General features: G+C 60.4%; 12 protein-coding genes. 7 read left to right on the top strand and 5 right to left on the bottom strand.

The features are described from left to right. The first annotated feature begins 2 nt into the window (after positions 1 to 2). The 3 genes from JSS95_01035 (at position 3) to JSS95_01025 (ending at position 3,412) form a co-directional block, all read left to right on the top strand. Positions 3 to 1,358, top strand: coding sequence for a 4Fe-4S dicluster domain-containing protein (locus JSS95_01035; protein ID MBS1798387.1), 1,356 nt, complete (start codon positions 3 to 5; stop codon positions 1,356 to 1,358). Between the two features lie 125 nt (positions 1,359 to 1,483). Beyond that, positions 1,484 to 3,019, top strand: coding sequence for an aldehyde dehydrogenase (locus JSS95_01030; GenBank protein ID MBS1798386.1), 1,536 nt, complete (start codon positions 1,484 to 1,486; stop codon positions 3,017 to 3,019). Then, a complete protein-coding gene (locus tag JSS95_01025) occupies positions 3,020 to 3,412 on the top strand; it encodes a DUF779 domain-containing protein (GenBank protein MBS1798385.1) in 393 nt (130 codons plus the stop codon). It abuts the gene before it with no gap. A gap of 188 nt (positions 3,413 to 3,600) precedes the next feature. Here the strand turns inward: JSS95_01025 and JSS95_01020 are convergent, their stop codons facing one another. Continuing rightward, the gene (locus JSS95_01020) at positions 3,601 to 4,989 is read right to left on the bottom strand and encodes an amidase (GenBank protein MBS1798384.1); all 1,389 of its coding nucleotides are present in this window, start codon (positions 4,987 to 4,989) and stop codon (positions 3,601 to 3,603) included. A gap of 104 nt (positions 4,990 to 5,093) precedes the next feature. On the opposite strand from JSS95_01020, the gene JSS95_01015 reads away from it, so the two are divergent. The 3 genes from JSS95_01015 to murA all read left to right on the top strand — a co-directional run bounded on the left by JSS95_01015 (position 5,094) and on the right by murA (position 7,466). Next, on the top strand, positions 5,094 to 5,843 hold the full coding sequence (locus JSS95_01015) for a carbohydrate-binding family 9-like protein (GenBank protein MBS1798383.1): 750 nt from the start codon (positions 5,094 to 5,096) through the stop codon (positions 5,841 to 5,843). 89 nt (positions 5,844 to 5,932) lie between these two features. Further along, positions 5,933 to 6,076 carry a hypothetical protein gene (locus JSS95_01010; protein MBS1798382.1) on the top strand — a complete coding sequence of 48 codons (144 nt, stop codon included), beginning with the start codon at positions 5,933 to 5,935 and terminating at the stop codon, positions 6,074 to 6,076. A gap of 106 nt (positions 6,077 to 6,182) precedes the next feature. Next, positions 6,183 to 7,466 (top strand): UDP-N-acetylglucosamine 1-carboxyvinyltransferase, encoded by a 1,284-nt coding sequence (murA, locus tag JSS95_01005; protein MBS1798381.1) that lies wholly within the window; start codon positions 6,183 to 6,185, stop codon positions 7,464 to 7,466. 232 nt (positions 7,467 to 7,698) lie between these two features. Here the strand turns inward: murA and JSS95_01000 are convergent, their stop codons facing one another. Then, positions 7,699 to 8,130, bottom strand: a complete 432-nt coding sequence (locus tag JSS95_01000; protein ID MBS1798380.1) for a GNAT family N-acetyltransferase — start codon at positions 8,128 to 8,130, stop codon at positions 7,699 to 7,701. Between the two features lie 85 nt (positions 8,131 to 8,215). Between JSS95_01000 and JSS95_00995 the strand changes: the two genes are divergently transcribed. Further along, the gene (locus JSS95_00995) at positions 8,216 to 9,445 is read left to right on the top strand and encodes an MFS transporter (protein MBS1798379.1); all 1,230 of its coding nucleotides are present in this window, start codon (positions 8,216 to 8,218) and stop codon (positions 9,443 to 9,445) included. A gap of 651 nt (positions 9,446 to 10,096) precedes the next feature. Here the strand turns inward: JSS95_00995 and mqnE are convergent. From mqnE to JSS95_00980, 3 genes are all read right to left on the bottom strand, one after another. Next, complete coding sequence (gene mqnE, locus JSS95_00990) at positions 10,097 to 11,248, bottom strand: aminofutalosine synthase MqnE (protein ID MBS1798378.1); 1,152 nt, start codon at positions 11,246 to 11,248, stop codon at positions 10,097 to 10,099. Positions 11,249 to 11,293: 45 nt separating this feature from the next. Beyond that, complete coding sequence (locus JSS95_00985; protein MBS1798377.1) at positions 11,294 to 13,315, bottom strand: hypothetical protein; 2,022 nt, start codon at positions 13,313 to 13,315, stop codon at positions 11,294 to 11,296. Between the two features lie 118 nt (positions 13,316 to 13,433). Next, positions 13,434 to 15,062, bottom strand: a complete 1,629-nt coding sequence (locus JSS95_00980) for a hypothetical protein (GenBank protein ID MBS1798376.1) — start codon at positions 15,060 to 15,062, stop codon at positions 13,434 to 13,436. Positions 15,063 to 15,162: the final 100 nt, after the last annotated feature.

Genomic DNA, 15,162 nt, shown 5'->3' with positions numbered 1-15,162 from the left:
CCATGGCCCACCCGACCCAGATTGCGAACGCAGCCGCAAAGCCCAGCAGCTTCGACACGCACAATCCCCCGTCGAAAGAGCTGCTCGCCGACTGCGTCCATTGCGGCTTCTGCCTCCCTGCATGTCCCACCTACGTCCTATGGGGAGAAGAGATGGACTCGCCACGCGGGCGCATCTACATGATGGCGAAGGCCAGTCAGGGCGAGGCCCCACTCAATCAGAATTTTCGCCTGCACATGGATAACTGTCTGGGTTGCATGGCCTGCATGACCGCGTGCCCCTCGGGCGTACAGTACAACAAGTTAATCGAGGACACACGCCCGCAGATCGAGCGTCACATCCCGCGACCCGCAGACGACTCCGCCTTCCGCAAGCTGCTCTTCGCAACCTTCCCTTTCGCAAACCGCCTGCGCGTCTTGGCGCTTCCCATGCTCGTCTACCAGCGCACCGGCATCCAGAAGATCGTACGTGCAAGCGGACTACTCAAACTTCTGCCACAGCGTTTTGCCGCCATGGAAGCTTTGCTGCCGACCGTCCCCGGCAGTCTCTTTCACAAACTCCCCGCAGTAACATCGGCATCTGAACACAAGCGGCTTCGCGTAGGAATGCTTGCTGGCTGTGTGCAGCAGGTCTTCTTCCAGCACGTCAACGAAGCTACTCTGCGTGTCCTTTCTGCCGAAGGCTATGAGGTCGTTGTGCCACAACATCAATCGTGTTGCGGAGCGTTGATGGTGCACAGTGGCATTGAGGACGAAGCGCGCTCGCTGGCTCGAAAGATGATCGCCTTGTTTGAAGCTGCCAAGGTGGATTACATCGTGATCAACGCCGCCGGATGTGGCTCGACGATGAAGGAATACGGACACCTGCTGCGCGACGATCCCGCGTGGGCTGAGCGAGCGAAGGCATTCTCGGCCCAGTGTCGCGACATCTCGGAGGTTCTCCTCATGAACCCGCCGCGACAAACGCGAAACCCGCTTCCGCTCCGGGTGGCCTATCAGGACGCCTGTCATCTTCGCCACGCCCAAGCCATTCACGCCGAGCCTCGCTCGCTGCTGCACAGCATCCCACAGCTCGACGTCGCCGAGATCGCCGAGGCCAACCTGTGCTGCGGCTCCGCAGGCGTCTACAACCTGCTGCATCCGGAACCGGCAAACGAGCTTGGCGATCGCAAAGTCGAAAATCTGCTTGCGGCAAAGGCACAGGCGCTGATCAGCGCCAACCCCGGATGCCTGTTGCAACTCCAAGCCGGCCTCCGACGCCGCGGTTTCGCGCAGATACCCACCTTCCATATGGTCGAACTGATCGACGCCAGCATCCGCGGGGTTAGCGTAAACGAGCTTTTGAATCGCCGAAATTAGCCCGCCCTTCCGCCCTAAATTCAACGGAACGCGGGCCTCCCAACCCAACACTTGACCAGAGGCGCAGTAAGGCGCAGACTTTCGTGATCGGTTCTTTACGTGAGCCCTGAAAGGTGAAACTAACGATGGCTACAGCAACCACTCCAAGCATCGCACCGGGACAATACGGCTATGCCGTTCCCTACCGCAAGCGCTATGGCAACTACATTGGGGGCGAATGGGTTGAGCCGCTCTCGGGTCAGTATTTCGACAACGTCACTCCAGTAACCGGCAAGGTGATCTGCGAGATACCGCGTTCCAACGCGGCTGATATCGACCGCGCTCTCGACGCCGCTCACAAAGCCAAGAAGGCCTGGGGCAAGACCTCCGTCGCGCAGCGAGCGCGCATCCTCGAGCAGATCGCGCAGCGCATCGACGACAACCTCGAACTGCTCGCAACATCGGAGACGTGGGACAACGGCAAACCAATCCGTGAAACGCTCGCCGCTGACATCCCGCTTTGCTCCGACCACTTCCGTTACTTCGCCGGAGCGATCCGCGCACAGGAAGGCGGCATCTCCGAGATCGACGGCGACACGATCGCCTATCACTATCACGAGCCGCTCGGCGTCGTGGGCCAGATCATCCCCTGGAATTTTCCCCTGCTGATGGCAACGTGGAAACTCGCGCCCGCACTGGCCGCTGGCAACTGCATCGTCCTCAAACCCGCGGAGCAGACGCCTGTCTCCATCCTGCTCTTGATGGAGATCATCGGAGACCTCCTGCCTCCGGGCGTCCTCAATATCGTCAATGGCTTCGGCGTCGAAGCGGGCAAGCCGCTTGCCTCCAGCCCGCGCGTCAACAAGGTCGCCTTCACCGGCGAGACTACGACGGGCCGCCTCATCATGCAGTACGCTTCGCAAACCATCATCCCAGTCACGCTCGAGCTCGGCGGCAAGTCGCCCAACATCTTCTTCTCCGATGTCATGAATGAAGATGACTCCTACGTCGACAAGGCCATTGAAGGACTCGTGCTCTTCGCCTTCAACCAGGGCGAGGTCTGTACGTGTCCATCGCGCGCGCTGATTCACGAGTCGATCTACGACCGCTTCATGGAACGCGCACTCGGCCGCATCAAGGCGATCAAGGGTGGCAACCCTCTCGATAAGGACACGATGATCGGTGCCCAGGCGTCCGAGGAGCAGCAACAGAAGATCCTCTCCTACCTCGACATCGGCAAACAGGAAGGCGCAGAGGTGCTGATCGGCGGCAAGGCCGCAAAGAGAGACGGCGACCTCGCAGGCGGCTTCTACATCGAGCCGACCGTCTTCAAGGGCAACAACAAGATGCGCATCTTCCAGGAGGAGATCTTCGGACCCGTCCTGTCGGTGACCACCTTCAAGACGGACGACGAAGCCCTTGCGCTCGCCAACGACACGCTCTATGGCCTCGGCGCTGGCGTTTGGACGCGCGACCTCAACCGCGCCTATCGTTTCGGTCGCGAGATCGAGGCGGGCCGCGTCTGGACGAACTGCTATCACATGTATCCCGCTCATGCCGCATTCGGTGGATACAAGCAGTCCGGTATCGGCCGTGAAAACCACAAGATGATGCTCGACCACTACCAGCAGACGAAGAACCAGCTCGTCAGCTACAGCACGCAACCCCTGGGATTCTTCTAAATGGAGAATATCGCAACCTCGGTACCATTGCAGGTCACCGCAACCGATGCCGCCCTGGGCCTGATCGACAGGCTCAGGGCCCGGCACGGTAACATCATGTTCCACCAGTCCGGCGGCTGCTGCGACGGCAGCTCGCCCATGTGCTATCCCCTCGGCGAGTTCCTCACCGGCAATCAGGACGTTCTGCTCGGTACCGTCGGCGACGCGCCCTTTTACATCGGCCGCGCACAGTTCGCGTACTGGAAGCACACGCAGATCATCCTCGACGTCGTCCCAGGCCGCGGCGGCATGTTCTCACTCGAAGGCCCCGACGGCGTCCGCTTCCTCACGCGCTCACGTGTCTTCACCGACGATGAGATCGCCGCTCTGCGCGCAGCAGGCCGTATCAGCTAGATTTCAGTCTGCATTATTCTGAGCTATTGTCCCCACTAATCTGAGCCATTGTTCCCCACGCCGTCATTCTGAGCCGAAGAGCCAGCCCTGAGCGAAGCCGAACGGGCGAAGAATCCCCATATTTTGCTCGTGGCTGCACGAGATTTCGCATGTTGACGTATTTCACCAGGAACATTCGCGCAACAGCCCTACTCGAATCGAGTACGACCCTGTATCGCGCACCCGGCTTCGGCAAGAACACCTTCCACAGCCAACGCAATCTGCAGAAGCCGCGAGTCCGCGCCCCCACGCATGGCAAGCATCAAACCAACCGGAGCTTCACCCGGCCGATGGCATGGCATCGACAACGCGCACCCATCAAGAAAATTAATCACAGAAGGATTGCGCAGCATAGCAGCGTTCGCATCGAAATAAACTTCGTCGCTGGCTTCCAATTCCGCCACCTTCGGAGCGATGCGCGGCACCGTGGGCATGATCCACGCATCCACCTGCGAGAAGGCCACTTCCGCAGCGGCGATCGTGGCATGGCGCTCATTCTGCATCTCGCTGTATTCCGTCGGTGTGATATCGCGGCCCCGCATAATTCGCGTGAGCACGCGCGGATCGTACTCATTCCCTCTGTGCTCAATCAATTCGCGATGCCACTGATAGCACTCCGCCGCTGCCAGGCCGCCGCTGCGGTAGCTCTTCGGAATCTGATCGAGCGCATCGGACCCTACATCCGCCACCACCACACCTGCGCGCGAAAGCGCACTCACCACTAAGCTAAAGGACTCCGCAACATGCTTCTCCAATCCATCAAGCACATACCCTTGCAGTATCCCCAGGCGAATCCCCTTCGCCTCTGGAGCAACAAGCGAATGCTTCTCCCCCGACAACACCTCGTCGACCAACGCGCAGCACTCCACGGTGGGAGCGATCGGTCCGATCGAGTCCAGCGTGTGCGAGAGCGGCAGCACCCCCTCGGTCGACACGCGCCGCGCCGTCGGCTTGAAGCCCGTCAAGCCACACAGCGCCGCAGGGATCCGAATCGATCCTCCCGTATCTGACCCGATCGCTGCCACCGCCATGCCATCGCTTACTGACACAGCAGCTCCGGACGACGACCCTCCCGCAATACGCCCTTCACCCCGCGCATAGGGCGAGCGTGGGGTTCCGTAGTGCGGATTCAGTCCCAGTCCCGAGAACGCAAACTCCGTCATGTTTGTGCGACCCACGATCACAGCGCCTACATCTTTCAGCCGCGCCACAACAACCGCATCGCGCGCAGCCTCAGGCGCGTCTGCCAGCACCACGGACCCAGCACACGTCGTCTGCCCCTCAACATCGAACAGGTCCTTGATCGAGATCGGTATTCCCCGCAGAGGAAGCTCCGGAGCCACCGGCAGATAATCGGCAGCCTCGGCAGCGGCCCGCGCCGATGACTCGAAGAGCCGCGTAAACACGCGCGCGCCTTCGCCCGACGGATCGAGCGCTGCCTCCATGCAATCTTCAACAAGCCGGCGACTGCTTACGCGTCCCGAATCCAAAGCATCGCGACCAGATCGCACCGAGTAAGCCGAAGAGAGAATTCCCATGCATGACACTCTATATCGGCATCGGCATCTCTGGCGCCTCGCCAAAATCTTCCTTATCGTCGCATAAAATTCGTCGCGTATGATGGCAGCACACTCTTATGCTTATGAACTTTGCTTCCCGCTGGGCCACGCCGCTCGTCCTGTTGATGTTCACCGCCGCCGTTCCCTCTCTCCATGCGCAAACACCGAAGAGCTACGACTGCCTCCGCGCGAAGAGGCCGCTCAACATCGACGGCAAACTGAACGACGCAGCATGGAAGAAGGCCGCATGGACCGACGACTTCGTCGACATCGAAGGCGATGCAAAACCGAAGCCCCGCTTTCGCACGCGCATGAAGATGCTTTGGGACGACGACTATCTGTACATCGGCGCCGAGCTTGAAGAGCCGGAGATCAAGGCCACACTCACCAAACACGACTCCGTCATCTTCCACGACAACGACTTCGAGGTCTTCCTCAAACCGCCGACGGGCACCCCCGGCTACTTCGAGTTCGAAATCAATGCCCTCAACACCTCGTGGGACCTCTTCCTCAACAAGCCCTACCGCGAGGGCGGCAAGGCCGACAACTCCTGGGACATCCCCGGCCTCAAGACGGCCGTAGCCCTCAAAGGCACACTCAACAACCCCAGCGACAAGGACAAAGGCTGGAGCGTCGAGATCGCCATTCCGTGGACAGCCTTCACCTCGCGCCTCCCCGTCGAGCGGCCAACAGCCGGCACCGAGTGGCGCGCAAACTTCAGCCGCGTGGAATGGAAGGCAGGCCAGAAACGCGAGGACAACTGGGTCTGGTCGCCGCAGGGCGTCGTCAACATGCACATCCCGGAGAAGTGGGGTTACCTGCGTTTCCGCTAGCGCCAACGGCGTGCTTTGGACGAGTTCCGCATCGGAAAAGACGCGCCCGCTCCAACACCAGTCTCACGCCCGACCAGCGACGCGAGCAGATGAAGGCAATCCACAAGGACACGCAATCGCAACTGGCAACCGTACTCAACGCCGACCAGATGCAGCAGCTCCGCTCGATGCGCCACGGCCGCCGCGGCAAGGGCCAACAGCCCGAGGCAGCGACGCCGCCCTCAGCCAGCTAGCGCCGTTCCCAAAGCCGCACACCTGCACCATCCGGTGTGCGGCTTCGCCGTCTTTCGCACCAATCTCATCACCCATTTCCTCGTAACTCTTCCGTAAACTGGGGTGATGGATAAGTTCGTTGTACGCGGCGGAAACCCCCTTCTCGGAACCATCAAAGTCTCCGGGGCCAAAAACTCCGCCCTTCCCTGCATGGCCGCCGCCATCCTCACTGAAGACGAGGTCATCCTCGAAAACATTCCGCAGGTCCGCGACATCGAGACCGAGCGCAAGCTGCTCTCCTCCATGGGCGCCGAGGTTGAGCTGGGCTACGGCCGCGCGCAGCATCGCACCCGTATCAAGTGCGGCATCCTCTCCGACCCCGTCGCCAAATACGAGATCGTCAAGACCATGCGCGCCAGTTCGCTCGTCCTCGGTCCACTCATCGCGCGCACCGGCATGGCCCGCGTCGCCATGCCCGGCGGCTGCGCCATCGGCGGACGCCCCATCGACCTCCACATCAAAGGCCTCGAGTCCATGGGAGCCACCGTCACCTACGACCACGGCTACCTCGAAGCGAAAGCCGACCGCCTCAAAGGTGCGCACATCGTCTTCGACAAGATCACCGTCACCGGAACCGAAGACCTGCTGATGGCCGCCGTCCTCGCCGACGGCGAGACCATCTTCGAGAACTGCGCACGCGAGCCCGAGGTCACTGACCTCGCCGCCCTGCTCACCGCCATGGGCGCGAAGATCGAGGGCGCCGGGACCTCCACCATCAAAGTGCAGGGCGTCACACGCCTGCACGGCGCGCGTCATCGCATCAATCCCGACCGTATCGAAGCCGGCACGTTCCTCATCGCGGGAGCGATCACCGGCGGCGACCTGAACGTCGATGCCTGCGAGCCCGCCCACCTCGGCGCACTCATCTCGAAGCTCGAAGAGTGCGGCGTCAAGCTCGATGTCGGCAAGGACCATGTACGTGTGCGCTCCGGCTCCGGCCCGCTCAAGGCAGCCGACATCTCCACCCAGGAGTACCCAGGCTTCCCCACCGACATGCAGGCGCAGTACATGGCGCTCGCAACCCAGACCGAAGGCACGTCCATCGTCAGCGAGAACATCTTCGAGAACCGCTTCATGCACGTCGGCGAGCTCAACCGCATGGGAGCCGACATCACTGTACAGGGACGCACCGCCACGGTGCGCGGCAAGTCGCCGCTGCAATCGGCAGCCGTGATGTGTTCCGATCTGCGCGCCTCCGCCTCGCTCGTGCTGGCTGCGCTCGTCGCCGACGGCGAGACGATCCTTGATCGCGTCTACCACCTCGACCGCGGCTACGAAAACTTTGAAGACAAGCTGCGCGGCGTAGGCGCACAGATCAGGCGCATGGGAGATGTCTTCGGCAAAAAATAACTCCCTCACAGAAGAACCCGCGTCCTCGATGAGTATCATTCTGAGCGAAGCGGCACCGCCGTGTAGTCGAGGAACCCCCGCATTTCACCCGCATCGCTGCAGCACAACTGCTCCCAATCCACCGTGTCATCCTGAGCGAAGCGCAGCGGAGCCGAAGGATCTGCATTTCGTTCTTATTGGCAATCATCTTTGAGTGGTGCGATTCAATTGTCAGAGCCGCTTTATGACAGCACTATCGCGCCAGATCAAGCTGCTTCCAATACAACACCGCGTCGATGCCCGGTCCGTAAAACCCTCGTTGCTCGCCAGCGCTCCTGTAGCCGCTGCGCTCATAAAACCCAATCGCAGCCTCATTCTTCAGATAGACGTGGAGATACATCGCCTCACCGCCAGACTCCCTTACCCACTCCTCTACGCTTGCGAGCAGCCGCTGCCCTAAACCCTCACGGCGGAACCTCTCATCAACGTCGATCGTGACGAGATAGCCGATCGTGGCGCCTTCCGACTCCTCCAGGTGCACGATACAAAACCCGGCTATCCCTTCTGGCGTCTCTGCAATCGCCGTCGAAGCATTCTCCGCCTCGGCAAACTGACGCATCGCGGCGCGGCTGAATCGAAACGGCTGCGAGAAACAGACCGCATCCAGCGCAACGATAGCCTCCAAATCACGTCGTTCGTAACTTCGAAGAATGATAGGGCCGTTCGGCTTCATCTCTCCATGCCATCACATCGCCACCTTAAGGGAAAGCGTGAAGCTCCACAGACCGCGCCAACCTGATACGCTCAACAATCGAATGCCCCAGGACTCCATCGCCGCGACTCAAACCTTCGACGCAAAAATACCTCCGCTGAATTCCTGGCGATCGCTGGCGCCTCTATTTCTCTACTTCTCCGCGGCAGGCATCGTGACCGTCATGCTCGGTCCTCTACTGCCCACCTTCATCGAACGCTGGCACCTCAGGGACGCCCAGGCGGGCACACTGTTTACCTCTTTCTTTGCCGGACAATTCACAGGCTCCTGGTTCGCCGCGCGCAACCTTCGCCTGAGCCTTGTCGCGGGGGCGGCCCTTTCCGCAATTGCCTGCGCCTCTCTCTCCTTGACCGGCTTTCACGGGGCCCACCTCGCTCTCTTCTTCTGCGGCATAGGCCTCAGTGCAGGGTTGACCGCCGGAAACGTCGTCGCCGGCACCGGTGCCGCCAGCCGAGCCCGCGTGCTCGCTATCCTCAATGTCTGCTGGAGCCTGGGAGCCATTGCCTGCCCCGCCATCGTTCGCTTTGCCGGCGAATCCTTCTTTCTACTCGCCGCAGGACTGACCGCAGCCTCCGGCCTCGTCCTCCTGGTCTCGATGAATCCGCAGAGAACCACTCCAGCCGCTACGGAAATCCCGACATCCCCGAAGCTCTCGCCTGCCTGGCCTGTGATCCTTCTCTTTGCCGTCTCGATGATGCTCTACGTAGGCTGCGAAAACGCTCTCGGAGGCTGGCTGCCCAGCTATGCCCTGCGCCACGATCCCGCTCTCAAAGCTGCCACGATTGCATTCTGGTACTGGATGGCGGAGCTGGCTGGCCGCCTGCTACTGGCTTCCATCGCCCCCTTGCTCTCCGAGGCCGCGATCTACCGCGGCTCCCTGATCCTGCTGCTCGGTGCACAGGTTGCCATCCTGCTGGCACCCCACCCTGACGGACCGTTCCTCATTCTAGCCGTGGTCGCCATCGGCGTCTGCCTCGGCCCCGTCTTTCCGCTTCTGGTAGCATCCCTGCTTTCAGCCACAGGTCAACACCCACGGGTCGGCGCGCTCTTCTCCTGCGCCTCCCTCGGCGGAGCGCTCATCCCATGGCTGACCGGAGCGCTCTCCACGCACTTCGGCAGCCTGCGTACCGGCCTGCTTGCCCCTGCTCTGGGAGTTGTGCTTCTGCTGCTTCTTTCAACCGGCATCGCCGGTCGACAGCCGGCTGCCGCCGATACGTCGCACATATAACAAACACAAGGTATCCAGACACGAAAAAGCCAGGCCAAAGGCCCGGCTCCCCACCCTTCAATAAAGCTACAAAATACGGCATCGAATACTGCGGTTGAAAGCCGTGAACCGGTGCCCAATCACCCTGTCTCTTCCGAGACAGGTCACCCCGTGAGAGGTCGCCGAACTGGTCCACACAAGCGGATGGCCGGATCAACGGCCTTCCGCCCCTCCACTACCCGCAGTTAGCGGGTCGTGGCCGAGAAGCGGAACTGGTCGCGAAGGCAGATGGAACCGATAACAACGAGAGCGAGAATCGACGGCAGAAAGAAGATGTACATAGAGCCTCCTCAGGCAGATAAGTAGAGTTCAGGTGTTTCAGAAACCTTGTTGCTGCACTCTGGCTTATTGCAAACGTGCGGCCATTCTGAAAAACGCCTTTAGCCACCCAAAAACAGACGTTTTACCCCCTGAGGACGGGGTATGAAGGGTAGATCGGGGGAACAGTGGGAAAATCAGTTCCAAAACTTTGCCACTTTGCATGGCAAAAGTTTTCACATTTCCCCAAAAGGAGTATCCACTGCCTGGGCAAAAGGTTGTCCGGTAATTTATCTTGGCGTCAAGATAAATGACCGGACTGCTGGATGTGCAGACCTGACTTCAGATAGGTGACTAGACTGCGATGGTGAAGGTGTCTTCCGAGCGGGTGACGGCGCGGTACATCGTGTCCCGTTCAAACGGAACACGGCCAGCCTCGGTAATCAGCCGAACCAGGTCCTGCCGCCGAAGGCCCTGGGGGGTCGTCGCACCGGCATTGTGGTAAATCTTCTCCTCCACAACGGTTCCATCGATATCGTCGGCGCCAAAGCGCAGAGAGATCTGGGCAATCTTGGGCGAGACCATCTGCCAGTAACTCTTGATATGCGCAAAGTTATCGAGCATCAGGCGACCGATGGCAATCTGCTTGATGTCAAGCATTCCGGTCGTCTTGGGGATATGAGCCAGGGCCGTATTGTCGGGGTGGAAGGACAGCGGGATGAAGGTCTGGAAGCCGCCAGTATCGTCCTGAACCTCACGCAGACGGATCATATGGTCGACCCGGTCCTCATCGTTCTCAACATGCCCGTAGAGCATGGTCGCATTGGAGCGGAGACCAAGTTTATGGGCTGTACGCGCTGTCTCCAGCCACTCGGAGCCGTCGATCTTGTGATCGCAGATGATGTGGCGGATACGGTCTGCGAAGATCTCTGCCCCTCCCCCAGGCATGGAGTCGACCCCTGACTCCTTCATGCGCTGAAGGGTTTCGGGAATGGTCATTTTGCCGCGCTTGGCAAGAAAGGCGACCTCAACCATGGTGAACGCCTTGATGTGCACCTTGGGGAAGCGTTCCTTGAGCCCACGGACGAGATCCATGAAGTATTCAAAAGGAAGATCGGGGTGCAGTCCGCCGACGATGTGGAACTCGGTGACCGCCTCGGTATAACCGGCACCGGCGGCCTCCCAGGCCTCTTCGAGGGCCATGGTGTAGGTGCCGGCCTCGCCCTTCTTCTTGCCAAACGCGCACAGGCGGCAGGAGGCGACGCAGACATTTGTCGGGTTGATATGACGATTGACGTTGAAGTAGGCGATGTCGCCATGGAGCTTTTCGCGGACGTGGTTGGCCAGCCAGCCAACCGCAAGAATGTCGCCGCTGCGATAGAGAGCCACGCCATCGTCGAAGCTCAGCCGCTCTCCAGCGAACACCTTTTCAGCGATAGACCCGAGGGCCCGATCGTCGGTCTGAAAGGAGTGCCGGGGCCGCTGGGTCGTCGTCTCGAAGCTCATAGGATGATTCTATCCTCTCCGGACACGCCCTGCGGCCCCTCTGGCCTAGTGCTTTACCTCAGCTGAGTTGGTCATCTCAGGCTGGATCACGATGCCGTCGAAGAGCGTTGCGCCGACGAGATGATCGCCGACCGGACGCACGAGGCGAAGGTTCCATCCTGTGTTCCAGTAGGTGACCTTCTTGTCCGGCAGGTGCGCCGAGAAGGCGAAGGTGGTTGGGCTGTTTGCCGTAACCAGGACGCGCTGACCGCGCTCATCCCAGAAGATGCTGTTGACATCGCGCACGTAGAGGTTATGCACAACATGCCAGCTTGTGCCCTTGTCTTCAGAGAGGTAGACCCCCTCACGTCCGCCCATCCAGAGGCCGCCGAAGCCGTCGACAGCGACTGCCGTGATCTGGGTGAGGTCAGAGGGAGGAGTTACAGGCGTCCAGGTCTTTCCAGCGTCGGAGGTGAGAGCCGCCCGGGTGAGCGACGTGGCAAGAACAGTCGATTTAGCCGCTGCCACGGTGTACCAGACGTGCCCTTCAGGGTTCGCCGCAAGCTGCCAGCTCTGGCCGGAATCGGTGCTCTTGAGGATGCCATCGGAGGTTGCCGCAAACATGGCGTCATCGTCGCGGGTGAATGCAAAGACCGTGCCGTCAAAGAGCTTTGCCGGGGGCTTGACGGTCTTCTTGACAGGGGCCTTGACCGGAGCCTTGCGCGCGCCCTTTCTGACGGTGACGGGCTTTGCCACTGCTGGAACTTCAACGACCGGCAGCTCAAGCGAAACCTTGGTGACCTTGCTCCAGGCATCGCCTCCAAAACGATAGATACCGTGGCGTGTGCCCGCGACGATCGCCCCATCGGGAGCCTGTCCGAGGCTGAAGACGTCATGGCCTTCAAGCCCGGCGTTCTTCTGCATCCAGGTGAGGCCGCCATTGTTGCTGACAAAGACGCCTCCCCATGCCTTGTCGTTGACCAGGCCAACGTAGATCGTGTTGGGCTGACGGCTGTCCTCTATATATGAGGTGATCTGGCGGGAGGAGAAGCCGTTGTTCGCCGGCTGGAAGCTGGTGCCGCCATCATTCGAGACGAGGACGCCGCCACGGTCGGTGGCCAGCAGCATGCGGTTGGTATCGGAGGGATTGATATATACATCGTTGACAATCAGTTCTGGCCCGGAGGTCCTGACCCAGGTCTTGCCCGAGTCAACCGTGCGATAGAGTCCTTCAGTCGTTCCGGCGAAGACAATGTTCTGGTGCAGGGGGTCCTGCATCAGAACGCGTGTCCTGCGCGCCGTGGAGGGGATGCCCTGAATCTTGCGAAACATAGAACCGGCATCTTCGCTCTTATAAATGCCAGAGCATGCGCTCGCATACATAACGCCAGGATTTACCGGGTCGATGATGATGGAGAAGACATCCGAATCGTCGATGACTCCGTTCTTCGAGGTGATGTTGGTCCAGTTCGCGCCGCCATCGGTGGTCTTCCAGGGGAGATGCCAGGTCCCGGCAAAGATCACATTCGGGTTTTTAGGATCGATCGCTACCGACTCCACCTCGTGGATCTCGGTGCTTCCGGGGGGGCTGATCAGGGTCCAGTGCTCGCCGCTGTCGTTGGTGCGGTAGACGCCTTTCAGCGTTCCCGCGACGAACATCTTCGGATCGGAGGCGGAGTTCGCCAGGGCGAGGACCGACTGGCCCTTCAGCTCTGGAACCACCTTCCAGGTTGCGCCTGCATCGTCGCTGACAAAGAGATCGCCCACCTGGCCGCCGAGGACCCATGCCCCGACGAAGATGCGATTCGGCTTGAGTGGATCCAACACGATCGAATCGAGTACCAGATCGTCACGCTGACCGACGCGCGCGAGACGCTTCCAGTCGCTGCCGTTGTTGTGCGACTCGTAGATCCAGCCGTTCGCGGTACCGAGGTAGAGATGGTTCTTATCGTGAGGGTCGGAGGCAAAGGAACGAGCATCTCCGCCGTTCGGCCCAAACGGAAGCCACCCTGGGGGCGCTGCGTTGACATAGAGGGAGAAGAAGACCAGGGCGACGACGAGGGCGAGGAGGTTTCTACAATTTCGCATGGTGACCTGTTATCAGTTTAGCTAACACCGTTGCACAGGTCAGCAACAACCAGACAGGAAAAAGGCTGACTGGGTAGGTTCCCAGTCAGCCTTTTTCGGTTGGATTTGCTTTAGAGGACTACTTCTTCGCCTTGTGCTTGCGGGGTGCTGTCCGCGGCGCAACCTTCACAGCGCTCTCGTCGACTGAGGTGAGACCAGCCTGGTCGAGCGTAGCTCCGGTTGGGATCAGAGTGGAGGTTACCGTCTTGCCATCCTGCGATCCCGTGTAGAGCGAGATGCGGCTGGAGTCGATGCCCTTCTCCTTGACCAGATAGTCCTTGGTGTTGGCTGCGCGGGATGCCGCCGCCTTGCTGCCAGCCTTCTCGTTGCCGGCTGCGTTGCCGACGAGGGCAAGCTTGGCATCGGAGGAGCGCTGCAGGTTCAGGGCGATATCGTCGAGGCAGGCCTTGGCTTCGTTGTCGACACGGGTCGGACGCTTCTTGTCGCGATCAAAGGTGATCGAGCAGAGTGCCGAGGTCTTCGGCTGCGGCGGCGGCGGAGGTGCGTTGACCGTTACGGTCGCCGTGCAGGAAGCCGACTGGCCCTTGTCGTCAACCACGTTCGCGGTCACGGTAATGGATCCCGGAGCTGCGCCAGTGGTGTTGAGGGTTGCCGTGGAGGTATTGCCGCTAACCGAACCAGCCGTCGAGCTGTAGCTGTAGGTCAGAGGACGGTTCTGCGGGCTGGAGCCGTTCGCCGTGATCGTGGAGGAGTCTCCAGGAGCAACGGTGGAAGGATTGGCCGAGCAGCTGACCGTGGGCGGCTGGAACTGCTGAACCGTAAACGGGGCCGAGCAGTCTGCCATCTCGCCGGGCTTCGCACCCTCGCTGACATGTCCCTTGACGGTGTAGCTGCCGGCATTCAGGTTTGTGGTGGCCACATTGGCGGTGTTGCTGGTCCCGGAGACGGTGCCGCCGTCGGAGGTCCAGTTATACGTCGCCGTCTTCTTGGGGTTCAGATTCGCCGCAGTTCCGGTCACAGTGATCGGGTCGCCGGGGTAGACCGTCGAAGGCGAGGCCGAGCAGCTATAGGTGACAGGGGGCGGAGGAACGATGTGACCGAAGTGCGTCACGATACCCGTGCTGAGATCCACGCCGCTGAGGTTCGCGCGGCCGCCCATCTGACCGGCCGTCGGAGGGGCAGTGTAGGGACCGAAGTTGGCGTGAACGTAACGGTAATCGGCCTCGAAGAGGCGGAAGGAAAACCGGTTGTTGAAGAACGGCAGGTCATAGTCCATACCGCCGCCGGCCGTCAGGGCCGGTCCCCACGTCCAGGGGTTGTGATAGATGAACGGGTTGGACAGGTTGGGTCCAACCAGCTTGGCGCCGCCGGCCAGGCCGTGAGCGAAGAGCGTGAAGTTCTGCATGGGGGCGCGGAAGATCGGTCCGGCCGAAGCGCTGTACAGACCGTCGTTCTTACCGTCGGGGTGAGCAACAAAGTTAACTTCTCCACCGAAGTACTTGTTGAAGTAGTATGCGCCACTGCCGATCGCTCCGAGGTCAATCGACGAATAGTTGATGCCAGCGGGCTTCAACTGTCCGTGCGCGCCAAAGTAAGAGTATCCGGTGAACAGATCAAAGCGCGATGGGTTTGCGCCCGTGGGGGCGGCTGTGCTGGGAGTCTGCGCACCCAGACTCGCGACTCCAAGGCTGACTGCGCAAGCAGCCAGTACGAACCGGCCAAAAATACGTTTAGGGCTATAAACCATTACACTTCCTCCGCTCAAAATTCTTCCATAGTGAAATGAACCGATAAAGGTTCAAATTGAATCCCAATAAATTGCTTCGATTCAGTAAAGCTTACCTTAG

The sequence above is a fragment of the Acidobacteriota bacterium genome (genome assembly GCA_018268895.1).
GTDB lineage: Bacteria > Acidobacteriota > Terriglobia > Terriglobales > Acidobacteriaceae > Edaphobacter.
Note: the sequence above shows the minus strand (reverse complement) of the source record. Positions and strands in the feature narration are given on the sequence as shown.